Source organism: Micromonospora sp. SL4-19, from assembly GCF_047921475.1.
Lineage (GTDB): Bacteria > Actinomycetota > Actinomycetes > Mycobacteriales > Micromonosporaceae > Micromonospora.
The window spans coordinates 1-21,202 of sequence record NZ_JBLROB010000036.1; the positions used below are offsets into that span (position 1 = coordinate 1).

22 protein-coding genes and 1 pseudogene are annotated in these 21,202 nt (G+C 70.0%); 15 read left to right on the forward strand and 8 right to left on the reverse strand.

Going from position 1 to position 21,202, the window contains the following annotated elements; translation table 11 throughout:
- Positions 1 to 232: 232 nt before the first annotated feature.
- A complete protein-coding gene (locus tag ACNAVT_RS27885) occupies positions 233 to 457 on the reverse strand; it encodes a hypothetical protein (protein ID WP_416300482.1) in 225 nt (74 codons plus the stop codon).
- A gap of 174 nt (positions 458 to 631) precedes the next feature.
- Here ACNAVT_RS27885 and ACNAVT_RS27890 point away from each other — a divergent pair, with 174 nt between their 5' ends.
- Positions 632 to 931 carry a hypothetical protein gene (locus ACNAVT_RS27890; RefSeq protein WP_416300484.1) on the forward strand — a complete coding sequence of 100 codons (300 nt, stop codon included), beginning with the start codon at positions 632 to 634 and terminating at the stop codon, positions 929 to 931.
- Positions 895 to 2,064, forward strand: a complete 1,170-nt coding sequence (locus ACNAVT_RS27895; protein ID WP_416300485.1) for an MFS transporter — start codon at positions 895 to 897, stop codon at positions 2,062 to 2,064. Before ACNAVT_RS27890 ends, ACNAVT_RS27895 begins: the two co-directional genes overlap by 37 nt.
- Here the strand turns inward: ACNAVT_RS27895 and ACNAVT_RS27900 are convergent.
- A complete protein-coding gene (locus tag ACNAVT_RS27900) occupies positions 1,998 to 2,828 on the reverse strand; it encodes an alpha/beta fold hydrolase (RefSeq protein WP_416300487.1) in 831 nt (276 codons plus the stop codon). The two genes, ACNAVT_RS27895 and ACNAVT_RS27900, sit on opposite strands and share 67 nt — an antisense overlap.
- A gap of 132 nt (positions 2,829 to 2,960) precedes the next feature.
- Between ACNAVT_RS27900 and ACNAVT_RS27905 the strand changes: the two genes are divergently transcribed.
- On the forward strand, positions 2,961 to 3,938 hold the full coding sequence (locus ACNAVT_RS27905) for a sigma-70 family RNA polymerase sigma factor (RefSeq protein WP_416300489.1): 978 nt from the start codon (positions 2,961 to 2,963) through the stop codon (positions 3,936 to 3,938).
- On the opposite strand, the gene ACNAVT_RS27910 is transcribed toward ACNAVT_RS27905, so the two are convergent.
- Complete coding sequence (locus ACNAVT_RS27910) at positions 3,852 to 4,244, reverse strand: STAS domain-containing protein (RefSeq protein ID WP_416300491.1); 393 nt, start codon at positions 4,242 to 4,244, stop codon at positions 3,852 to 3,854. The genes ACNAVT_RS27905 and ACNAVT_RS27910 overlap by 87 nt on opposite strands.
- A gap of 45 nt (positions 4,245 to 4,289) precedes the next feature.
- On the opposite strand from ACNAVT_RS27910, the gene ACNAVT_RS27915 reads away from it, so the two are divergent.
- Positions 4,290 to 5,537 (forward strand): FAD-binding oxidoreductase, encoded by a 1,248-nt coding sequence (locus tag ACNAVT_RS27915; RefSeq protein ID WP_416300492.1) that lies wholly within the window; start codon positions 4,290 to 4,292, stop codon positions 5,535 to 5,537.
- A gap of 15 nt (positions 5,538 to 5,552) precedes the next feature.
- Here ACNAVT_RS27915 and ACNAVT_RS27920 read toward each other — a convergent pair.
- Positions 5,553 to 6,418 (reverse strand): IS5 family transposase gene (locus ACNAVT_RS27920; protein WP_416300563.1). Its coding sequence is split into 2 segments (ribosomal slippage): positions 5,553 to 6,073 and positions 6,073 to 6,418, totalling 867 coding nucleotides; the frame shifts between segments, so codons are not numbered across the junction.
- A 113-nt stretch (positions 6,419 to 6,531) separates the two neighbouring features.
- Here ACNAVT_RS27920 and ACNAVT_RS27925 point away from each other — a divergent pair.
- Positions 6,532 to 6,744: pseudogene (locus ACNAVT_RS27925) on the forward strand (phosphatase PAP2 family protein); the annotation flags it as partial.
- A 90-nt stretch (positions 6,745 to 6,834) separates the two neighbouring features.
- Complete coding sequence (locus tag ACNAVT_RS27930; RefSeq protein ID WP_416300565.1) at positions 6,835 to 7,710, forward strand: alpha/beta fold hydrolase; 876 nt, start codon at positions 6,835 to 6,837, stop codon at positions 7,708 to 7,710.
- Between the two features lie 79 nt (positions 7,711 to 7,789).
- On the opposite strand, the gene ACNAVT_RS27935 is transcribed toward ACNAVT_RS27930, so the two are convergent.
- The gene (locus ACNAVT_RS27935; protein WP_416300493.1) at positions 7,790 to 9,049 is read right to left on the reverse strand and encodes a cysteine desulfurase-like protein; all 1,260 of its coding nucleotides are present in this window, start codon (positions 9,047 to 9,049) and stop codon (positions 7,790 to 7,792) included.
- A 133-nt stretch (positions 9,050 to 9,182) separates the two neighbouring features.
- Here ACNAVT_RS27935 and ACNAVT_RS27940 point away from each other — a divergent pair, with 133 nt between their 5' ends.
- Positions 9,183 to 9,794 (forward strand): helix-turn-helix domain-containing protein, encoded by a 612-nt coding sequence (locus tag ACNAVT_RS27940; RefSeq protein WP_416300494.1) that lies wholly within the window; start codon positions 9,183 to 9,185, stop codon positions 9,792 to 9,794.
- Between the two features lie 76 nt (positions 9,795 to 9,870).
- On the opposite strand, the gene ACNAVT_RS27945 is transcribed toward ACNAVT_RS27940, so the two are convergent.
- Positions 9,871 to 10,743: a LysR family transcriptional regulator gene (locus ACNAVT_RS27945; protein WP_416300495.1), complete on the reverse strand. Its 873-nt coding sequence runs from the start codon at positions 10,741 to 10,743 to the stop codon at positions 9,871 to 9,873.
- A 69-nt stretch (positions 10,744 to 10,812) separates the two neighbouring features.
- On the opposite strand from ACNAVT_RS27945, the gene ACNAVT_RS27950 reads away from it, so the two are divergent.
- The 5 genes from ACNAVT_RS27950 (at position 10,813) to ACNAVT_RS27970 (ending at position 16,652) form a co-directional block, all read left to right on the forward strand.
- Positions 10,813 to 11,799: an EamA family transporter gene (locus tag ACNAVT_RS27950; RefSeq protein ID WP_416300496.1), complete on the forward strand. Its 987-nt coding sequence runs from the start codon at positions 10,813 to 10,815 to the stop codon at positions 11,797 to 11,799.
- Positions 11,800 to 11,949: 150 nt separating this feature from the next.
- Entirely contained in the window at positions 11,950 to 13,032 is a 1,083-nt protein-coding gene (locus ACNAVT_RS27955) for a CapA family protein (RefSeq protein ID WP_416300497.1), read from the forward strand.
- A 271-nt stretch (positions 13,033 to 13,303) separates the two neighbouring features.
- On the forward strand, positions 13,304 to 14,083 hold the full coding sequence (locus ACNAVT_RS27960) for an ABC transporter ATP-binding protein (protein ID WP_416300498.1): 780 nt from the start codon (positions 13,304 to 13,306) through the stop codon (positions 14,081 to 14,083).
- Positions 14,068 to 15,990 carry a hypothetical protein gene (locus tag ACNAVT_RS27965; protein WP_416300499.1) on the forward strand — a complete coding sequence of 641 codons (1,923 nt, stop codon included), beginning with the start codon at positions 14,068 to 14,070 and terminating at the stop codon, positions 15,988 to 15,990. Before ACNAVT_RS27960 ends, ACNAVT_RS27965 begins: the two co-directional genes overlap by 16 nt.
- Positions 15,991 to 16,271: 281 nt before the next feature.
- Entirely contained in the window at positions 16,272 to 16,652 is a 381-nt protein-coding gene (locus ACNAVT_RS27970) for a VOC family protein (protein ID WP_416300500.1), read from the forward strand.
- Between the two features lie 90 nt (positions 16,653 to 16,742).
- On the opposite strand, the gene ACNAVT_RS27975 is transcribed toward ACNAVT_RS27970, so the two are convergent.
- Positions 16,743 to 18,047, reverse strand: a complete 1,305-nt coding sequence (locus ACNAVT_RS27975) for an APC family permease (protein ID WP_416300501.1) — start codon at positions 18,045 to 18,047, stop codon at positions 16,743 to 16,745.
- Positions 18,048 to 18,114: 67 nt separating this feature from the next.
- Between ACNAVT_RS27975 and ACNAVT_RS27980 the strand changes: the two genes are divergently transcribed.
- Genes ACNAVT_RS27980 through ACNAVT_RS27990 form a run of 3 tightly spaced genes read left to right on the forward strand, consistent with a single transcriptional unit; the run spans position 18,115 to position 20,053 of the window.
- Positions 18,115 to 18,885, forward strand: a complete 771-nt coding sequence (locus ACNAVT_RS27980) for an ArsR family transcriptional regulator (protein WP_416300502.1) — start codon at positions 18,115 to 18,117, stop codon at positions 18,883 to 18,885.
- A 13-nt stretch (positions 18,886 to 18,898) separates the two neighbouring features.
- Positions 18,899 to 19,294 carry a VOC family protein gene (locus tag ACNAVT_RS27985; RefSeq protein ID WP_416300503.1) on the forward strand — a complete coding sequence of 132 codons (396 nt, stop codon included), beginning with the start codon at positions 18,899 to 18,901 and terminating at the stop codon, positions 19,292 to 19,294.
- Positions 19,295 to 19,315: 21 nt separating this feature from the next.
- Complete coding sequence (locus ACNAVT_RS27990; RefSeq protein ID WP_416300504.1) at positions 19,316 to 20,053, forward strand: SanA/YdcF family protein; 738 nt, start codon at positions 19,316 to 19,318, stop codon at positions 20,051 to 20,053.
- Positions 20,054 to 20,364: 311 nt separating this feature from the next.
- Here the strand turns inward: ACNAVT_RS27990 and ACNAVT_RS27995 are convergent, their stop codons facing one another.
- A complete protein-coding gene (locus ACNAVT_RS27995; RefSeq protein ID WP_416300505.1) occupies positions 20,365 to 21,150 on the reverse strand; it encodes an aminoglycoside adenylyltransferase domain-containing protein in 786 nt (261 codons plus the stop codon).
- Positions 21,151 to 21,202: the final 52 nt, after the last annotated feature.

Genomic DNA, 21,202 nt, shown 5'->3' on the forward strand with positions numbered 1-21,202 from the left:
GCGCGGCGCCGATGATCGTTCTCGCGTTTCGCCCAGGTAATCCGCCGCGGTAAGCGCGGCGCCGCCATGATCATGATGCTTGCCGTAACTTCGCCGTCACATCTGGTACAACCGTCTATCGGGTCGATAGGAAACGCGTGGCGGATTCATGCTTCCGTTTGTTCCCGAACGAGGCTAATTGTTGCGGCTTTCCAACGCAGGTCGTGGGCTGCGGCGCTGCCCAGCGGCCGGGTCACTGTGCGCTGGACTCTCGACCCCGGGCGAGATAGGCCATCGGACCTGCGGGCTGGACGAACATGGCCAACCACCAGAGGGGCTTTGGACCGCGAACCAGATCGGCTGGCCGTCGAGCCAGGTCAGCCGCTGCGATGGCGGTGAGCACCAGCTCAACCGACGCCAGGGCGATGATCGCGCGGCGCTGCTCCCGGGAGAGGTCCTTCCACTTCTGCTTGGCCATGGTCAGTTCTTCCCTTCGCCGGCAGTTGCCCCTGACCCACGTTAGGCGGGCAGGCGCCAAAAGGTTCCAGGACCACCGGCTGGAGTCGGTGGAGGCACTCGGTTTATCCAGGTGTGCCGTGGGTAAGGCGCGCAGGTGCGCCAGGGACCTCTCGCGGAAAGTTACCCGGGGGCCGTGGCCCTCGTCGTCTGTTCCCTGGTCCCGTACCTGGTCCTGACGGTGGCCGTCTTTCCGCTCGGAGAGCTCATCTCCGCGAGCCTCGACACTTCCCGCCCCGCGTTGCAGATGACCGTGAGCCTGTCCGCCGGCGCGTATGCCGTCGGCACACTGCTGGCCGCGCAGTTCGCCATGCACCTCCCGCCGAGACGAATGCTCATCGGTTACGAGGTCTGCTTCTTCGCCGCGTCCAACTCGCTGCCGGGGGCCCGAACGCGGCGGTGTTCATCACGGCCTTCATCGCCCAAGGGCTGCTGACCAGCCTGATGCTGATCGCCGCGCTGCCCCCGCTGGTCACCTCCTGGCCAGCGACCAAGATGCCGATCAGCGCCGGCATCCTGAACCTGTGCATCTTCGGCGCCGTGGCCGTCGGCCCGACCATCGGCGCACTACAGGCTGCCGCGGGTAGCTGGCGGTTGCTGTTCTGGGGCGTCGCAGCGGTGGCCGGCGTGGCGCTCCTCTTCTCGGTGCTGACCTTCCCCGACACCCCGCCCCAGGACCCCAGCACGCCTTGGGACATCGTTGCGCTGGGTCTGGGTATCACCGGCTGCGGCGCAGCCTTCTATGGGGCGGGTGCACTGCAAGCCGGCATGAGCGCCGACGCGCGGTCGTTGGTCCCCCTCATCGTCGGAGTCGCCCTGATCGTGTTCCTGGTCGTCTACGAGTACCGGCTGCCTAACCCGCTCGTACCGGTCAAGGCGCTGACCACCTCGGTCCCCCTGGCGGGGCTCTTCGCCGCACTCGCCGCCAGTGCCGCCGCCTTCGGCGCCATGGTGCTGCTCCTGGGGGTGCTGCGTACCGTCGGCAAACCCATCACCACGGCGCTCGTCTTCCTCCCCGAGTTCATCGCCGCCATCGCCGTCGCCGGACTGTTCGCGGCACTGTTCCGTACCCGGTTCACCCCGCTGCTGACCGCGGGTGGGCTGCTGATGGTGGTGGCATCCGCGGCGCTGCTGGTGGTCGCGCTTCCGGCGATCGGTCCCGCCCTCGCGGGGGCCACGGGCCTGATCGGGCTGGGCGTCGCTGCGGCGGTCTCTCCAGCGCTCTTCCTGGTGGGCCTGTCCCTGCGGGCGAAAAGCATCCGGTACCCGCCTTGCGCTCTGGATCTGTCTCGCCATCGCCGCCGTCGGGATCGCCGGCGCAGCCGCGCTCTACCTGTCCGGCCGTCCACGCCTGGAAGCGCCGGACCTGGAACGCTGGCAGGGGCGCGGGGAACCCGCATGGGAATCCCCACCCCTGCTCAGCGCCCTGCCACGCAAGCGGCGGTAAGCGTGGGCAGAACCGACGTGCTCAGCCCAGAGCCGCCGGGCGGCGCAGCGGCAGTTCAGTCCTGCTTGTCCAGGAAATCGAGCGTGACCGCGGCGAAGAGCGGGGAGTCGGCGATGTCGTAGTGCGTCAGCCCGGGCAGGATGGCCAGCGCGTGACCACCCTTCGGTCGGCTCTCGCCCGTCCAACCGCCGTCGCGCAGTCCGCCGTCGAGCAGCTTGAAGACCTCGACGAAGTGGCTCGGAGGCGCCATGTCAGCGTCGGCGGCCACGATCAGTGCGGGCACCTGCAAGCCCCGGACCTCCTCGGTGTAGTCGAAGTCCTTCGCCATCGCCTCACCGATCTTGTCCAGCAGTCGAGGGAAGTCCTCGGGGCGGGGCGCCACCCGCTGATAGAGCTCGTACATCGGGGTGTCCTGCATGAACTCGGCGGCCGCCCCGCTGACCTGGCCCTGCTGCTGGAGCAGCTCCGGATAGATGGCGTTGCGGCGGATGTTCGCGGACGCCGCGACCAGGCGGCCCACCTGGTGCGGGTACTTGATCGCGACCTGGAGTGCGACCCCGCCGCCGAGGGAGTAGCCGACGACGTCCGGCTTCTGCAGCCCGAGGTGGTCGATGAGTGCGGCGACGTCGTCGGCCATCAGCGTCACGTCGAGCGGCCGGTCGATGTCGGCGGTCCGGCCATGCCCCTGTAGGTCGACCACGATGACCCGGTAGTGGTCGGCCAGCGAGGGCAGGATCGGCCCGAACATCTCGCCCGAGCAGAGACCTCCGTGCAGCAGGATCATCGGGCGTCCTACGCCGTACGTTTCGTAGTACAGGTTGATGCCGTTGACCTCGGCGTACTGCCCCGAGCCGGCGGATCCGGCGCTCCACTCCGTGCCTGTCATGGCGTGCTCCTCTGGGTTCTCATCGAGCTGACACCGGTACTGACCAGCCGGGCCCCGGAAACTCATCGCCGCCGACACGGCGAGGTTCGAGAGGTGCACGTACAGGTGGAACAATCGACTAGGTTGAGCGGGGTGAGCGATGTGACGACCAGTGCCTCCATCGAGTCACAGCTGGAGGCGTACCGGTCGGAGCTGACCGGCTACTGCTACCGGATGCTGGGGTCCGTCTTCGAGGCCGAAGACGCCGTGCAGGACACCTTCGTGCGGGCTTGGCGCGGCTTCGACCGGTTCGAAGGGCGGTCCGCGCTGCGGTCCTGGCTGTACCGGATCGCGACCAACGTGTGCCTGACCATGCTGGCCAGCGCCCAGCGGCGGGTCCTGCCGATGGATCTCGGTCCGGCCGGGTCCGGCCGCGCCACCGAGCCGGGAGAGCCGCGCCCCGACCAGATCTGGGTGGGACCGGCGCCGGACAGCCGGGTGCTGCCGGAGAACAGCGACCCGGCCAACGTGGTCGCCGAGCGCGAGTCCGTCCGGCTGGCGTTCGTCGCGGCGCTGCAGCACCTGCCGCCGCGGCAGCGGGCCGTGCTGATCCTGCGCGAGGTGCTGGCCTGGTCGGCCCAGGAGGTGGCCGAACTGCTCGACACCTCGGTGGCGAGCATCAACAGCGCCCTTCAGCGGGCCCGGGCCACACTCGCGGCTGTCGACACCGCCGCAGACGTGTACAAGCCGCTGGACGACGAGCAGAAGGCGCTGCTCGCGCGCTATGTGAAGGCCTTCGAGGCGTACGACCTCGAGGCGCTCACGACGCTGCTGCACGAGGACGTGACCCTGTCGATGCCCCCGCTGCCGCTGTGGCTGCGCGGCCACGACGACATCCATGCCTGGATGGCCGGCACGGGCAGCGGTTGCCGCGGATCTCGTGTGGTGCCGGTCGTGGCAAACGGCATGCCGGCGTTCGGGCAGTACCGGCCCAGCCGCACCGGCTCGGGATACGACCCGTGGGCCCTGATCGTGCTGGAACTGTCAGCCGGGCGGATCGCGGCGATCACCAACTTCCTCGACACGGCGCGTCTCTTCCCGTTGTTCGGTCTGCCGGCCCGCCTCGGGTAACGCGTCGGTCAGGCCGACCAGGTCGACCAGCCGCAACAGGCCCGGTTGGGCTCCCTCGACGATCAGCTGCCAGCCGTGCCGCCGCGCGGTCAACCGCAGCCGGGCCAGCGCCTCGACCGTCACCACATCGGGGCGAGCCATGCCGGACACGTCGCAGCTGACGATGCCGGGACCACGGCCACGCAGCAGCTCGGCGAGTTCGGCGCAGCGGACGGGGATGTCCGCGCGGGTCACCGCCGCGTCGACAACGAACGAGATCCAGGAGGCCGACACCTGGGTAGGACTGCCCGCCGCCGTGGAACTCATCGCACGGACCCGATGAGTTCCGTACGACCCACGGGTCTGACAGGCATGACCATTCGACAGACACTGCGTACCGACGGCCCGACCTTCCTGCCCGGGGACGAGGGCTACGACGCTCACCGCAAGCCTCTCAACCCGGCGCTGGACCCTCACCCCGCGATCGTGGTCCGGGCCGCCGGCACGGCCGACGTACGTCAGGCGGTGCTGGCCGCGCGTCGCCACGGGCAGCCGTTCGCCGTTCAGGCGACCGGTCACGGGACCCACGTGGCGCACGACGGCGCGCTGCTGCTCAACACCGGCGCGATGGCGTCGGTCCTGGTCGACCCGGACCGCCGGGTCGCACGCGTAGGCCCCGGCGCCCGGTGGGGCGATGTGCTGAAGGCGGCTGGTCCGTTCGGGCTCGCGGCGCTGTCCGGCTCTTCGCCGGACGTGGGCGTGATCGGCTACACGCTGGGCGGCGGCCTGGGCTGGCTGGCCCGCAGGCACGGCCTCGCGGCTGAGAGCGTGCTGCGCGCACAGGTCGTCACCGCCGACGGCAAGCTGGAGACAGCCAGCGCCGACCGGAACCCCGACCTGTTCTGGGCGCTGCGCGGCGGCGGAGGTTCGTACGGCGTGGTCACCGCGCTCGAGTTCCGCCTCTATCCGGTCGCGCGGGTATACGCCGGCACGGTCACCTTCGGCCGCGAGCGGGCCGCCGAGACCATCGCCTTCTACCGGCAGTGGATCGAACGGGCGCCGGATGCCCTCAGCACGGCGGTGCTCCTGACCCGCGACGACTCGCTCGTGGTCAAGGCCATGTACGCCGGTGACGCCCTCCGCGGCCGCGCGCTTCTGGAGCCGCTGTGGAAGGTCGCCGGGCCCGTCGTCGCGGACGACATGCGGGTCGTCGACTACTCGCTGGCGGCCATGGGTGGCACCTTTGCCCGAACGTTCGACCAGGTCCACACGCTTGACGACGACCTCGTGGCCGCACTGGTGGCCGAGCCGGACGCCACCGTCGAGATCCGCCACTGGGGCGGCCGCATCGCCCGAGACTCCGGTGCCGCCGCCCATCGCGACGCGCCGCTGTCGGTCACCCTCGACACGTCCCCGTCGTCGCTCACGGCAGCAGGGCTAAGCCGCTGTGGCCTTGGCAGTGGCTTTCTGAACTTCCTGCACGACCCGTCCCGGACCGCGTCGGCATTCACGGCGGAAAACTGGGCGGCGCTGCGCCGGATCAAGGCGACTCACGACCCGGACAACTTCTTTGGCGCCGGCCTTGCCGTGCCGCCCGCCGCGGTTACGGCCTCCGCCTAGGGCCTGTCCTGCCGATCATGAAAGCCAGATGATGGCGGCGATGAGGACGAGGCTGGCGCGGTAGAGGGATGCGCGTTTGGCGTAGCGGGTGGCCAGGTCACGCCACTGCTTGAGGCGGTTGAAGCAGCGTTCCACCACGTTGCGCTTCTTGTAGATCACCTTGTCGAAGGCGGGTGGCCTCCCGCCGGCGCTGCCCTTCGCAGCCCGACGGGCGACCTGATCCGAGCGCTCCGGGATGACGTGCCGGATCCCGCGCTGCCGCAACGCTCGCCGGGTGGAGTCGTGGGCGTAGCCCTTGTCGGCGATCAGTACCTCGGGGCGCTTGCGGGGCCGGCCAGGTCCGGGCTCGTTGACCCGGATCGCGTCCAGCAGCGCCAGCAGTTGGGGGTTGTCGCCGGCCTGGCCTGGGGTGAGCAGGATCGACAGCGGCCGTCCGCGGCCGTCAACGGCGAGGTGGATCTTCGTGCTCAGCCCGCCTCGTGATCGGCCGATAGCCTCGCCATCTTGCGCACCAGGCGTCGCCGGACTTGTTGGGGAGCCCCCTTTTTGCGGGCGCCAGCGGCATGCTGGTGCGCCCGCACGATCGACGAGTCGATGCTGATCGTCCACTGCACCGGTGTGCCGTCGTCATGGACCTGCGCCGCCGCCAGAATCCGATCCCATGTCCCGTCGGCGGTCCACCGGCGCAGGCGTTCGTGGCAGGTCTTCCACGGCCCGAACCGTTCCGGAAGGTCACGCCACGGCGCACCCGTGCGCAGCTTCCACAGAATCCCGTTGATGACCTGGCGATGGTCCCGCCACCGCCCCCGCGCACCACCCGGATCGGGCAGCAGCGGCGCGATCACCACCCACGCCTCATCAGTCAGTTCACCACGACGCACCACCGGCACATCGTCAACGATCAACCACTACAAGATCGGCAGGACACGCCCTAGTCCGGCATCCTCATACGGCCTCACTTCCCGTAGAACGCGAGCCGAGCACATGTCAGGTGATGGGAAACGGCCAGAACCACTTCTCGGCCATGCCCAGTCTCCACGTGGGACGGTCGATGTGGTGCGCGTATGCCGTCCGGTCCGCGCTGCGGGCCTCCCACCCGCGATGGGCGCTGATGTCATGGGCTTTCCCGCTGGTCATGGTGGCGGTCGTGCTCACCACGGGGAACCACTACGTCCTTGACGTTGTCGTAAGCGCCGCGATGCTCGTTCCCTCCATCGCCGCGGCATCGCTTGATCGGCGGCCGCGACCCGCGCACTTGACACCCCGATCCGCTTCTACCGGCCGTAGTCTCACCGGCATGACGAAAACGCAGACGCACACCCTCGCCGCACCCGAGGTCGACCTGGTCTACGACGTCCGCGGCCCGCTACCCCCGTCCGGCGGGCGCCCCGCGTTGCTCATGATCGGCCAGCCGATGACAGCGGAGGGCTTCGACGCGCTCGCCGCACACTTCACGGACCGCACCGTCGTCACGTACGACCCGCGCGGTCTGGGCCGCAGCACCCGCAAGGACGGCCGGTCCGACCATACGCCGCAGCATCAGGCGGCCGACCTGCACCGGCTGATCGAGGAGCTCGGCGCCGGTCCGGTCGACGTGTTCGCCAGCAGTGGCGGTGCGGTGACCGCACTCGAACTGGTCGCGACCCACCCCGGCGATGTCGTCACGCTGGTAGCGCACGAGCCGCCGATCAACGCTGTGCTCCCAGACGCCGTGGCCGCCGAGCGCGCCCGGGCCGGCTTCCACGAGGCATACCAGGCGAAGGGCAGCGGTGCTGGCATGGCCGCGTTCATTGCGATGACCTCCTGGCAGGGCGAGTTCACTGACGCCTACTTCGCCCAGCCCGCGCCCGACCCGGCGATGTTCGGCATGCCGACCGAGGACGACGGCACGCGCGACGATCCGCTGCTGTCGAAGAACTCGTGGGCGATCAGCGACTACCGTCCCGACGCGAGCATGCTCACCGCGGCACCGACCCGGATCGTGATCGCGGTCGGCGAGGAGTCGGCGGGAACGTACACCGCGCGTACGGCCGCGGGCACCGCGGCGCTGCTCGGCCAGCAGGCCACGGTGTTCCCAAGCCACCACGGCGGCTTCCTCGGTGGTGAGTTCGGTTACGCGGGCAAGCCCGACGAGTTCGCGGCCAGGCTGCGCGAGGTGCTGGGCGCGGGCTGACCGTCGCGGGAATGCGCAGCCTGACCCTGCTGGGCCATGTCGTAGCGCGCACTACGTTCGGCCCGGCAGGTTCCGCCGGTCACTTGGCGAGGAAGGCGGCCAGACCGTCGAGGACGCGCGCGATGTCGGTGTCGTCGCTGTAGGGGGCCAGGCCGAGCCGAAGCGCGTGCTCGTCGTCCAGGCCGAGGCGGCGGAACGGCTCGTACGCGTAGAAGGATCCGGCGGGGGCGAGCACGTCACGGCCCAGGAGGAACTGGTACGCGTCCCAGGTCTTGCGGCCGGGCAGGGTGAGCAGCAGGGTCGGGGTGCGGTCGGCAGCACGGGAGTGGACCACCACGTCGGAGCCCAGTGCCGCGAGTCCGTCTTCGAGCAGCCGACGAAGGCGCATCTCGTGCTCGTCAACGGCATGCAGCGAGGCCCGCAGCCGCTCCCGCCGCGAGGAACTGCCGTCCGCGGTTCCGACGGTCGCGGGGGCGATGTCTGCGAGGAAGTCGACGGCGGCGGTGGCGCCGGCGAGGGTCTCGTAGGGGAGGGTGCCGAGTTCGAAGCGTTCGGGGACGGCGTTGGTGGAGGGGAGCAGCTTGTCCGGATGCAGGGTCTCGAGCAGGTCGGGGGAGGCGGCCAGGACACCGCAGTGCGGGCCGAGGAACTTGTACGGGGAGCAGACGTAAAAGTCCACACCGAGGGCGGGGACGTCGACGAACTGGTGCGCGGTGTAGTGCACGCCGTCGACGTAGACCAGCGCGCCGACGGCGTGTGCAGCGTCGGCGATCGCCCGCACCGCGGGCTTGGTGCCGAGCAGGTTCGATGCGGCGGTGACGGCGACCAGCCGCGTCCGCTCGGTGATGGCGGCCTCGACGGAGGTGGGATCGATCTCGGCGGTTGCGGGATCGATGTCGATCCACCGCACGACCGCACCGGCATTCTCGGCGGCGATCACCCAGGGCCGGACGTTGGCGTCGTGGTCGAGCCTGGTCACGACGACCTCGTCGCCCGGGTGCCACTGCTTGGCGATCACCCGGGAGAAGTCGAAGGTCAGCTGCGTGGCGCTGCGGCCGTGGACGATCCCGCGGGCGGGAACGCCGAGCAGGTCGGCGTAGGCCTGCCGGAACGCGGTGACCGCCGCGTCGGCGTTGGCCTCCGACACCGAGCCGGTGCCGCGGTTGGACAGCGGGCTGGTGATCGTGGCGGCGATCGCGTCGGCGACCGGCCGCGGCGTCTGTGTGCCGCCCGGACCGTCGAAGTGCGCGATGCCCGAGGCCAGGGACGGGAACTGCGCCCTCAGCGCAGCGACGTCGAACTCGGTCGACCCACTGGCGGCGGATTCGATGGAGGTCATTGTCAGTCTCCTGGGGGTCGAGCCACATCGTGGCGGTCATGCACCGAACGTATCGGCGCATGCAATATAATGCAGGTTGCCCACGCCTGCAATATGCTGCATGCCGCGGCCGGGCTCTTGCTGGACGAGTCGCATGCCCACCGAGCTCAGTGCGGAGGTGCCGATGGAGACCAAGGCCAGCTGGAGCGACCCGTTCATCGAACGGGTCGGCCAGGAGGTTCGCCGGCGCCGCCAGGAGGCCGGCATGACGATGCAGCAGCTGGCCGACGCCTCTGGGGTGAGCGTGCGGATGCTCAGCCACATCGAGCTCGGCGAGGCCAACCCCAGCCTCGTCACCGTCGCCAAGGTCGCCCACGCCCTCGGCACCGACTTCGCATCCCTGGCCCGCGAGACCCGGCCCGGCTCACTGGTCGTCAACGCCCCTGGTACCGCCACCGGCATCTGGTCCTCAGCTGCCGGAAGTCACGCGGTGCTGTCCACCGCGAGCACATTGCGCCCCTCGGCAGCCCTGTGGGACTGGATTCTCGTCCCCGGGGACTCCTACCAGGCCGAGCCGGACCCGCACGGCAGCGAAGAACTGTTCCTGGTCATCAGCGGCGTCCTCACCCTGATCGCCGACGGTCACGACGACACGGTTCTCGACACGGGGGCATCAGCGCGGCTCGCCACCGACCGGGACTACGGCTACCGCAATGACGGCAGCGAACCGGTCAGGTTCATCCGCGTCACCCACGTCACCGCCTGACCGGCATCGCCGAGCAGGCCGCAAGCGAGATCGTGCGCGTCAGCACCGGAGACATTCGGGCCGGCGACGCACTCCACTACGCCTGCCTGGGTTGGACCGCCCGGTACGTTTCGCAGGCCAGGTTGACGAGTTCGGCGAGGTGGGCGGGTGGGTCGTCCTTCCACCAGGCCACCCAGACCGGTATCGGTTGGGCGTCGCGTACGGCGCGGTAGGCCACCCCGGGTCTGGGGTTCTGGTTGGCGGTGGCCTCGGAGGTGATGCCGACCGCCTGGCCGGCGGCGATGAGGGTGAGCCACTCGTCCACGCCGTGGGTGGTGCGGATGGTCGCGGGTTCGGCGCCCGGCCCGAACAGGGCGCGGGTGGTGGTGCCGGTTCGGCTGTCGATGGCGACGGTGTATCTGGCCAGCTCGGCGGTGCGGATCGATCGTCGCCGGGCCAGCGGGTTGTCCGTGGCCACGGCGGCGTAGCGGGCCTCAACGCCGAGCAGTGCGGTGTCGAAGCGGGGATCGACCAGGTGCCGGCGGATCACGGCGACATCGGCGGTGCCCTCGCTGAGCCCGGCGGTCGGGGTGTTGGACTGGACGAACACCAGCGGCACCTCGGGGTGGGCGGCGGCCCAGGTCTTCTGCAGTCGTCTCGTGTGTTTGCCCAGCGCCGCCCAGGCGTAGCCGACGCGCAGCTCGGTGCGGGATTCCTCGACGATCCGTTGCAGGTGGGCGACCTCGTCGAGCACCCGGCGCGCGGCGGCGACGACGCGGGTGCCGGTGGGGGTGAGCGAGACGTGCCGGGTCGTTCGCTGGAGCAGGCGGGCGCCGAGCGCCGCCTCCAGGGCGCTGACGGAACGCGAGACCGCCGCTTGGGAGACGCCCAGGACAGCCGCCGCGTCGGTGAAGGTGCCGGCGTCGACCACCGCGACGAGCGTACGGAGCTGACGCAGCTGCACATCCATACGCCAACCGTATAACTCTGGCGGCTCCTGCATTTCTCGTATCAGTCGACGTGGGTCGACACTGCGTGCATGACCGTGAAGACGGCAAGTGAAGTTGCTGCTCCGGGCCCCCGCCAACCGGCCGGTGCCGGCCGTGGGCCGCTGCTGCGCGGGATCGCCACGATGACCGCAAGCGCGGCGAGCAACCAGGTCGGGGCGGCTGTGGGGGCGCACGCGTTCGCCGCCATCGGGCCCGCCGGGGTTGTCGCCGTGCGGCAGTTCGTCGCGGCGGCGGTGCTGCTGCCGGTCGTACGCCCGAACCTGCGTCGCTTCACCTGGGCGCAATGGTGGCCGACCCTGCTGCTCGGGCTGGTCTTCGCCACGATGAACCTCAGCCTCTACACCGCGATCGACCGCATCGGGCTCGGCCTGGCCGTCACTCTGGAGTTCCTCGGCCCGCTCGCCGTCGCCCTGGCCGGTTCCCGCACCCGGCTCGATCTGCTCTGCGCGGCGGGCGCCTGCGTCGGCGTGTACGTCCTGGTCCTACCCGGCCCGGCCAGCGACTACCTCGGAGTCGGGCTCGGCCTGCTCGCGGCGGCGTGCTGGGCGGCGTACATCCTGCTCAATCGGCTCGTCGGGGTCCGCCTGCCGGGATTGCAGGCACCGGCGGCGGCAAGCCTGGCGTCTGCGCTGCTCTACCTGCCGGTCGCGGCCGCCCTGCTCGCGCAGGGACGACTGGCCGGCACCGCGATCCTCTACGCCGTCGGTGCGGGCATCCTCAGCTCGGTCGTGCCCTACGCCGCCGACCTGGTCGCGCTGCGTACCGTGCCGGCCCGCTTCTTCGGCGTGTTCATGAGCATCCACCCGGTCTTGGCCGCGCTCGCCGGCCTCGCCCTCCTGGGCCAGGTCCTGAAACCGCACGAATGGCTCGGCATCGCCATCGTCGTGTCGATCAACGCCCTGGCTGTCCGGACCGCCTCGACAACCGCGGATTGCCGCCAACATCCAAAATCCGCTCGCGCTCAGGTACGCGGATCGGCGCGGTCGCGGCGTCCTTGGAGCGACGGACCACCGTGACGGGGGAGCGACGGAGTGCACATCGGGTTCGAGGCGACGCCGCGGTCGCGCCAGGGACAGGGACAGGGGAGCACGTGGGGAGCAGCCGGTGCGCTGAACGGCGTTTGAGCTGCTCTCCGGTGTCCTCCTCGGCCCCACTATCCTGTGCGGGTGATCAGCACCAGGGTGCGTGTGGCGATGGCGGCCCTCGCGGTCGGGACGGCATTGGCCGGGTGTACCACCGAAGGGTTGGACCGCCCGGCGGCCGAATGGAAGCCCCCGGCAGCGACGAGGTCGAACGCCGCAGCATCGCCGAGCGCCGGCGCCCCGCCGGTCGAGCTGCGGCTGGCTTTCGCCGGCGACGTGCACTTCACGGGCCGCACGCTGCGTCTGCTCGACGACCCGCAGACGGCATTCGGCCGCATCGCGTCGGTGCTACGCGACGCCGACCTCACGTTGGTCAACCTTGAGACGGCAGTGACGGACCGCGGCACCCCGCAGCCCAAACGCTTCCAATTCCGATCGCCGGAAACCGCGTACTCGGCGCTCCGCGCGGCGGGGATCGACGCGGTGTCGATCGCCAACAACCACAGTCTCGACTACGGCCAGGTGGGGCTGCTGGACACCCTCGACGCGGCGGCGGACGCGAATTTCCCGGTGTTCGGCGCGGGGCGCAACGCCGACGCGGCGTACGCACCGTGGCTGACCACCGTGAAGGGTGTGCGGATCGCGGTGCTGGGGATGTCGCAGGTGCACGAGCTGGCCGCGCAGTGGAAAGCGACGGAAACCCGGCCGGGAATCGCGATGGCGTTCGACGAGGCCCGGGCCGTCGCCGCTGTGCAAGCAGCCCGCAAGCAGGCAGACCTGGTCATCGTCTTCATGCACTGGGGCGTGGAGGGCAACTCCTGCCCTACCGGGGAGATGAAGACGTTCGCCCGCGAGATGGCCGCCGGCGGAGCGGACGTCGTGATCGGAACCCACGCGCACACCCTGCTCGCCGACGGTTGGCTGGACAAGACCTACGTGCACTACGGGCTCGGCAACTTCCTCTGGTACAGCGAATCGCACAGCACCGACTCCGGCGTCCTGCGGCTGACCGTGCGGGGGCGGACGGTGACCCGCACCGAGTTCCTGCCAGCGACGGTGTCGGGCACCGGGCAGCCCGTGCTCGTGTCCGGCGCCGCCCGCGAGCGGATCGAGGACAAGGTCGCCACGGCGAAGAAGTGCACCGGCCTCACGCCGAAGCGGCCTTGACACCGTCGCCGAGCGGGTGATGAAGCTGGTGGTAACGCCGCTGGACGCCGGGGCGGCGCCTTGAACGGGTAATCCGGGTCCTGGAGTTGATCGCGAATCCGGACTTCGGTCGGGCCCGCAGGTTACGCCGGCGATGTCGCCTTCTGCCCGGGGTCGTCCGCCTACGTCCGACCCTGTTGGCGCGCCGTCTCGGGCAGACTGAGGCCGGCCGTGTCGACCAGACGTCCTTCGGGGGGTTCCCATGGAAACAGAGACCACACAGGACGCTGTGGTGAAACGACCCGGAGCGGACGGCCGCGCGCCGGCACTGCGGCTGACCGGCCTGCACAAGGCGTTCGGTGCGAACATCGCGGTCAACCACGTCGACCTGACCGTGCCGCAGGGATCGTTCTTCGGCCTGGTCGGCCCGAACGGTGCCGGCAAGACCACCGCGCTGTCCATGGCGGTCGGCCTGCTGCGCCCCGACGAGGGCCGCTCCGAGGCGTTCGGCGTGGACGTCTGGGACAACCCGGTCCAGGCGCGGGCGTTGATGGGCGTCCTGCCCGACGGGCTGGCGATGCCCGAACGGCTCACCGGCCGGGAGCTTCTCACGTTCCTCGGGCAACTGCGCGGGATCGAGCCGGCCGTGCTCGCCGAGCGCACCCAGGAGCTGCTCGACGTGATGGAGCTCAACGACGCCGAGACCACCCTCGTGGTGGACTACTCGACCGGCATGCGCAAGAAGATCGGCCTGGCCACCGCGCTGCTGCACGGGCCGCGACTGCTGGTCCTGGACGAGCCGTTCGAGGCGGTCGACCCGGTGTCCGCGGCCGCGCTCAAGGCGATCCTCGTACGGTTCGTCGAGTCGGGCGGCTCGGTGGTGCTGTCCAGCCACGTCATGGCACTGGTCGAGCAGCTGTGCGACACGGTCGCCATCCTGGCCAACGGCCGAGTCGTCGCGGCCGGGCCGCTGGCCGAGGTCCGCGGCGAGCAGACGCTGGAGCAGACGTTCGTCCGGCTGGTCGGTGGCGGCGAGCACGCCGGCAGGGGGCTGTCGTGGCTGACGTCCTGATCCGGATGAAGCTGGCGATCATCCGGCACTCCATGACCGGTGGCAAGGCCGCCTGGATGTTCACCGGCGCCATCTTCGGGCTGCTGTTCGCCACCGCCACGATCTGGCTGACGTTCGTCGACATCGCCAAGCCGGGGGTGCTGGGCGATCTGCTCGCCTGCGTCTGGGCGATGTGGATGCTGGGCTGGGTGGTCGGCCCGCTGTGGGGCGGTTCGGCCGTGCTGCGCGCCGACCACTTCGCGTTGCTCCCGCTGCCGCGCCGAAAACTCGCGGTCGGGCTGCTCGGCGCCGCCTTCGTCGGCATCACCACGGCGGTCACGGCCCTGGCCTTCCTCAGCCTGATCACGTACGCGGCGCACCTGGGCGTGGTGCCGGCCCTGATCGCCGTGCCGGCCGCTGCCGGGGAACTCGTGTTCGTGGTGCTGCTGTCGCGCGTCGCGTACGCCCTCTTCGGTTTTGTCGCCACCTCCCGGATCGGCGCCGCGATCACCGGCGTGCTGTTCGCCGCCATGATCGTCCTTTCCCAGTCCGGCTGGATGATCATCGTGGCGGTCATCTACTCGGACGTGCTCTCCACCGGGTTCTCGTCGTCGTTCTCCACCACGTTGCGCTGGATCCCGTCGAGCTGGGGCGTGGTCGCGGTCGACGCCGCCGATCACGGCGACTGGCTGCTGGTCCTCGGCGCGCTCGCCGGCCTGGCCGTGCTCATCGGCCTGCTCCTGCTGATCTGGGCAGCCACTCTCGGCACACCACGCCGCTCCCGGGTCACCATTCGCGGCACCAGCCACGCCCCCGTACCGACCGGCGGCCTGTTCGCCGGCCCGACCGGCGCGGTCTTCCGCAAGGAGCTGCGCACCTGGTGGCGTGACCCGCTGCGGACCACCACGGCCACCGTGCCGATCGCCTGGGCGCTGTTCACCGCGCTGCTTCCCCTCACCTTCGACGCGAAGGAGCTGCTGCCGTGGGCCGGCCCGGCCGTCGCCCTGTTCGCCATCACCTCGGCCTGCAACCTGTACAGCCAGGACGGCACGGCACTCTGGCAGACCATCACGGCCGGCACCGAACATGCGGACGTACGCGGCCGGCAGTGGGCCTACCTGGCCGTGTTCGGCCCGATCTCGATCGCCCTCAGCATCGGCTTCACCGTCTGGAGCGGCCTCACCTGGGCCTGGCCGTGGGTCGCCGCCACGGTGCCGGCGCTGCTCGGCGGCGGCGCCGGCCTGATCATCTACGCCTCGGTGGCCGCGATGGTGCCCGGTCCCGACGCGCACAGGCGCCCGGACAACCCGCTCGAACGCGCCGACACCACCGGACAATCCCATGTGCTGTTCTGGCTCGGCCTGATCCCGGTCGCCCCGGCGCTCACCGCGGTGATCCTCGGCGACCAGTTCGACCTGCCCGTGCTGCTCTGGGCCGGCGGACCGATCAGCCTGGCGACCGGCATCGCGCTCGCCTGGTGGCTCGGCTCGGCGGCGCGTAACAAGCTCACCGCCAAGGGCGCGGAGATGCTGCACATCATGCGTACCGGCCGGAACACGGCAGCGGGCCGGGCGGCGGCGGCCGGCGGCACCAAGATCGAGGTGTCCAAGCGGGACGCGACGATCGCCGGGCTCTGCTGGGTCGGCGGCCCGATCCTGCTGTTCCCTCAGGGCTTGGTGCCGCTCGTGTTCATCCTCACCGGCGTCGACGTGAAGTCCTGGTTCCTGGCGATGTACCTGCCGCACGAGTGGGGGACACCGGTCGCGGGTGTCAGCCTCCTGATCGGCATCTTCCTGTGCGCCCAGGCCATCCTGATCGCCGCCCGCAACAAGAACATCGCGGCCCAGCGCGAGGCCGCCGCGGCCCGCGAGCGCGACGAGGCCGCGGGCGGCGACCCGGCACAACACCACCAACTCGAATCCGTCTGACAGGCGAACCTCGGGGCGGGGCGGATATCGGCATGATGTTCGCCCCGCCCCGTTCCGGGCGACCCCAGCGCCGCAGCGCAGCCTGCCCCGTCCCGGTCGGCCAGCTGCCCACCTGGGCGCGGGCCGACCAGGCGCCGCGAAGCTCGGCCGCGGCGGCGACCAGGTGCCCGAGGGGACGCCTTCGCGGCGAGCTCGAGCGCAGCCACAGCGATCCCAAAAGTGGATAAATCGGAAGCAGCCCGGCCTGGTGCTGGTTACGCTGTCGCGGGAGGTGAGCCAACATGTTGACCGACACACCGGTGCAGGCGGCCATTCCAGCGAGCGACATGGAACGAGCCAAGCGCTTCTATCGCGACACCCTCGGCCTGACGATCTCACGGGAGGCCGAGGACGCCGTCCATTTCGAGTCCGGTGGAACGCAGTTCTTCATCTATCCCACCTCCGGTGCCGGGCAGGCGCCCCACACGTTGGCGGCCTGGTTGGTCGCCGACCTCGACGCCGAGATGGCGGATCTCCGGGCGCGAGGCGTGACGTTTGAAGAATACGATCTCCCTGGTCTCAAGACCGTCAACGGCGTCGCAGAATTGCCGACGATGCGAGGCGCCTGGTTCAAGGACAGCGAAGGCAACATTCTCGCCGTGAGTCAGCCCCGCGAAGGGTAGTCCCGCGTAGTCGCCATCCGCCCCTCCGGTCGACCACGACGACGGGCACGCTCCCGCCGGCCCGACCGTGTTCCGGCGCTCTCGGGCCGTTCAATCGGGGTGTCCGGCCGCTCGGGTGGTGAGCGCCAAGCGGAGGCCGCGATAGAGCAGGCCGGCGGCGAAGACGGCCAGGCCCGCGACCACGGCTGTGATCGGCAGTGCGGCGACAAGGATCACGCAGCCAAGAGCGCCGAGCAGCTGCAGAGGGCGCGGGAAGCGGCGCTGTTGCCGGGGCTGGGTGAAGGCCGAGATGTTGGCAATGAGGTAGTAGATGAGCACGCCGAAGGAGGAGAAGCCGATGACGTTGCGCAGGTCGGTCACGAGCACGAGAACTCCGACGACGGCGGCAAGAGCGATCTCGGCGTGGTGCGGCACCCGGAAGCGTGGATGTACAGCAGCCAGCCAACTGGGTAGATCACGTTCGCGAGCCATGGCCAAGCTCGTACGCCCGACACCCGCGATCAGAGCCAGCAGGGAACCCAGCGCCGCTGCGGCGGCGCCGATGCGCACGATCGGCGAAGCCCAGCTCCAACCAGCGGTTTGCACCGCGGTAGCCAGGGGCGCGGTGGCGTGGGCGAGGCGATCAGGGCCGAGCACCAGCAGCAGGCTGACGGCCACCGCGAGATAGACGACCATGGTGATGACCAGGGCGAGCACGATCGCACGGGGGATGGTCCGGCGTGGGTCACGGACCTCTTCACCCATGGTGGCGATGCGTGCGTAGCCGGCGAAGGCGAAGAACAGCAGCCCGCCCGATTGTAGGATTCCGTACCATCCCCCGGACGGTCCCGCCCAGCTCGACCCGTGCGACCAGGTGCCCACACCACCGGCGACGTTCAATGCCACTGCCAAGGCCAGTACCGCCAGGACGATCGTGACCAGGACGCGGGTCAGTCGGGCGGTGCGGGTGACGCCACGGTAGTTGACCGCCGCCAGACCGATTACCGCTGCGAGCGCAACCGGCCTGCGCCATCCATCGGGCGCGGCGTATTCCGCGAAGGTCAGCGCAATGGCAGCACAGGAGGCTGTCTTGCCCACCACGAATCCCCATCCGGCGACGAAGCCCCACCAGTCGCCCAGCCGCTCGCGCCCGTAGATGTAGGTCCCTCCGGAGGTGGGATACACGGCTGCCAGCTGCGCCGAAGAGGTCCCATTGCAGTAGGCGACGACGGCCGCCAGGGCCAAGCCGATCAGTAGGCCACTACCGGCGGCCTTCGCGGCGGGCGCGAAGGCGGCGAACACCCCGGCACCGATCATCGATCCCAGACCGATGACCACCGCGTCGGAGGTGCCCAACCGCCGTGCCAACGTCGTGGGGTGGCCTGGGCTGTGCGCCTCTTGCCCGCTGTCAGTCAACGCTGCTCCTCGTCCCACCGGAGTGGACGCCTACTCAATCAAATCGGTTTGATGTATTCTGCTGATCATGGTGCCGTCGGGTCAAGCCACGCCGGCGTTCGTACGATTGGCCGCCCACCCGCTGCGGTGGCGGCTGCTGACCGAACTCGCGAACAGCGACTACCGGGTCCGCGAGTTGGTGACTCTGGTGGGTGAGCCGCAGAACCTGGTCTCCTACCACCTGCGGCTACTGCGTGACGGTGGGCTGCTCACCACCACGCGCAGCAGCTTCGACGGCCGCGACAGCTATTACCACCTGGACCTGGATCGCTGCGCGGAGGCGATGGCCGACACCAGCGCCGGGCTGCACCCGGCCCTGCGCCGGGAGCCCACCCCGCGCATACCCCCGGTTGACCTGCGGGGCTCCCGCCTCGTTGTGCTGTTCATCTGCAGCGGGAACAGCGCCCGTTCACCGATCGCCGAGGCCCTGCTACGCCACCACACCGGCGGCCAGGTCGAGGCGGCCAGCGCCGGCAACCGGCCCAAGCCCCACCTTCACCCCAACGCCGTACGAGTGCTGCACGACCAGTTCGGCATCGACATCGCCGACCAGCGCCCCCGGCACCTGGACACGATGACCGGTCGCCGGTTCGACTACGTGATCAGCCTGTGCGACAAGGCCCGCGAGATCTGCCCTGACTTCCCGGACCATCCCCGCAGGGCGCACTGGAGCATCCCCGACCCCGCCGCGGACGGCAACACCGACCAGGCCAGCTACCCCGCCTTCCGACACGCTGCGACCGACATCGACACCCGCATCAGGCACCTGCTGCCCGTCCTCAGCACCACCGGCTGTTGAAGGAGAGCCAGCCATGACCGCACCCGACCAGTACGCCAGTGTCCGCTACCTCGTCGATGACGTCCAAGCGGCCATCGACTTCTACACCACCCATCTCGGCTTCACCCTGAACACCAGCGCCGCGCCCGCCTTCGCCGACGTGGTACGCGGCCCGCTGCGGTTGCTGCTGTCCGGGCCAGCCAGCTCCGGTGCCCGCGCCACCCCCGCCGACGCCACCACCGCGGGACGCAACCGGATCCACCTGGCCGTCGACGACCTCGACAGCGAAATCGACCGGCTGCGCGCCGCCGGCCTGCCATTCCGCAGCGAACTGGTCACCGGCCCCGGCGGACGCCAAATCCTGCTCGCCGACCCCGCCGGCAACCTCATCGAACTGTTCCAACCCACTCGCGGGACCACTTCCGCTTGAGGCGGTGCCTACCATCGGGCCGTGACCGTCACGCCAGGCCCTTCCGGGTCGATCCCGCCCGCTCACGCGGACGGCCCGCGCCCCGAAGAGTCACCGGCCCGTCGGCGACGTCGGCTCGTCCGGCGGGCCCTCGTCGTCGCGGCCGGGCTCGTGCTGCTCTTCGCCGCCCCGGCGCTCTGGATCCGGGCGACCTCCGCGGGCCATCTGTACACGAACGGTGATGCGCCCGAGGCGCCGGTCGTGATCGTGTTCGGCGCGCAACTGGCGCCAGGAGGCACCCAGCCCATGCCGTTCCTGAAGGGGCGGCTGGACGTGGCGGCCCAACTGGTCAAGGACGGCAAGGCCCGCGCCGTGCTCGTTTCCGGCGACCGTGGCGGTGCCTCGGGCGACGAGATCGCCGTGATGACGGCGTACCTCGTCGCCGCGGGCGTGCCCGCCGAGCACATCGTCGGTGACCCGTACGGTCTCGACAGCTACGACACCTGCAAGCGCGCTCATGACGTGTACGGCGTACGCCACGCGCTGCTCGTCAGCCAGTCCCTGCACCTGCCCCGCGCCGTGGCACTGTGCCGGCATCTCGGCATCGACGCGAACGGAGTCGCCGCCCGCTGTGAAGGCTGTCGGACGGTGACTCTGGCGAAGAACAGCGCGCGCGAGGTACCGGCGGCGTGGAAGGTGGTTTACGACCTGGTGACCGCGCGTCCACCCGCGGTTTCCTCAGTTCCCGACCCGGCGCTCCAGCAAGCCCTCGACGAGTAGACAGCCGTCCCATCGCCGGGGCACTGGCCGGAGACCGAGCGGGCCGCAGGTTCAGTTGTCGGGGTCGAAGGCGCCGTCCCATTCGAACACGGGGTTGGGCACGTCGTGGCCGTACCTGTTGGTCAGGGTGGCCTGGCCGATGAGTTTCGACGGTCCGCCGGCGACGTACGTGGCGTCGGACTTGACCGGGAATTGGGTCAGCCTCCGTCCATCGGTGTTCCGGCAATGTGGCATCAAGCCGCGGCGCGACAAGGGTTCGCACTGCGTCTACTGCAACGGGCTGCCCGATGAGGCCGCGATCGGCTTGCGGCTCAGGCGATCTGGTCTCCCCAGCGTTGCCAAGCGTCGTCAGTTACAGCGTCGATGCTGCGGGCCACTTCCCGCAGGTCCGCCGCGGTGAATGACTCATGCTGGCCGGTGCGCCACCGGACCGCGCGGTGGGCTAAGGCTCTCCATTCGGGGAAGACCTCGGCGAGGTGTGCTGCGGCGCCGGCCTTCGAGGTGATGTCTTCGTGGGCGAGCGTGTAGTGCAGCCGGGCTGGACCGAGAATGCACCACGCTACGGCGCTGGCATCCACAGGGGCGTCCGCGGGTAGCTCGGCAATGTGCTGATAGATGCTTGGGGCCGCTGGCTTCCAGTAGTCACGGAGGTTCTCGAGGTTGTAGCGGCGCAGCGCCGCCGGGTCGACGTGTACGCCGAGTTCGTCGACCTCCGGCCCGCGAACCCGGATTCCGTACCGTTGCAGGGTCAGCCAGAGCACAGGAGTCAATTCCCCGCATGGCTCGTCGGTGCGAGGCTCGCCATCGACGACGAACGGAACAACGCGACGATCAATGGGAAACTCCTCGAACGCCGCCTGATCGAGGTATACACCGTCCAGGTGCGGCCTGGCTGGCATGGCCTCGTGAACCTTCGCCAGCGCAGCCAGGTCACTTGGGCTCGCGACGCGTGATGTTCCGATGATCGTGTCGACGTCGCTGGCGTTGGGCACCCAGGCGCCGAGTGCCGCCGAACCCACGACGTAGAGCTTCTCGACGAAGCCCGGCAGAGCTTCGTCCACTGCTCGGAGATAGGCGTCCGTCAAGTCCTTGATCACAGGTGCACCGTAACAACGGGCGTGACACCTGGCCCGGATGCCGAAGGAGGCC

What these genes read in the sequence shown, in the direction of transcription:
- ACNAVT_RS27970 (WP_416300500.1), top strand. Translation starts at nt 16,272, where the DNA reads ATGTTGACCGACACACCGGTGCAGGCGGCCATTCCAGCGAGCGACATG.
- ACNAVT_RS27980 (WP_416300502.1), top strand. Translation starts at nt 18,115, where the DNA reads ATGGTGCCGTCGGGTCAAGCCACGCCGGCGTTCGTACGATTGGCCGCC.
- ACNAVT_RS27915 (WP_416300492.1), top strand. Translation starts at nt 4,290, where the DNA reads ATGACCATTCGACAGACACTGCGTACCGACGGCCCGACCTTCCTGCCC.
- ACNAVT_RS27900 (WP_416300487.1), bottom strand. Translation starts at nt 2,828, where the DNA reads ATGACAGGCACGGAGTGGAGCGCCGGATCCGCCGGCTCGGGGCAGTAC.
- ACNAVT_RS27940 (WP_416300494.1), top strand. Translation starts at nt 9,183, where the DNA reads ATGCCCACCGAGCTCAGTGCGGAGGTGCCGATGGAGACCAAGGCCAGC.
- ACNAVT_RS27985 (WP_416300503.1), top strand. Translation starts at nt 18,899, where the DNA reads ATGACCGCACCCGACCAGTACGCCAGTGTCCGCTACCTCGTCGATGAC.
- ACNAVT_RS27930 (WP_416300565.1), top strand. Translation starts at nt 6,835, where the DNA reads ATGACGAAAACGCAGACGCACACCCTCGCCGCACCCGAGGTCGACCTG.
- ACNAVT_RS27935 (WP_416300493.1), bottom strand. Translation starts at nt 9,049, where the DNA reads ATGACCTCCATCGAATCCGCCGCCAGTGGGTCGACCGAGTTCGACGTC.
- ACNAVT_RS27910 (WP_416300491.1), bottom strand. Translation starts at nt 4,244, where the DNA reads ATGAGTTCCACGGCGGCGGGCAGTCCTACCCAGGTGTCGGCCTCCTGG.
- ACNAVT_RS27945 (WP_416300495.1), bottom strand. Translation starts at nt 10,743, where the DNA reads ATGGATGTGCAGCTGCGTCAGCTCCGTACGCTCGTCGCGGTGGTCGAC.
- ACNAVT_RS27885 (WP_416300482.1), bottom strand. Translation starts at nt 457, where the DNA reads ATGGCCAAGCAGAAGTGGAAGGACCTCTCCCGGGAGCAGCGCCGCGCG.
- ACNAVT_RS27950 (WP_416300496.1), top strand. Translation starts at nt 10,813, where the DNA reads ATGACCGTGAAGACGGCAAGTGAAGTTGCTGCTCCGGGCCCCCGCCAA.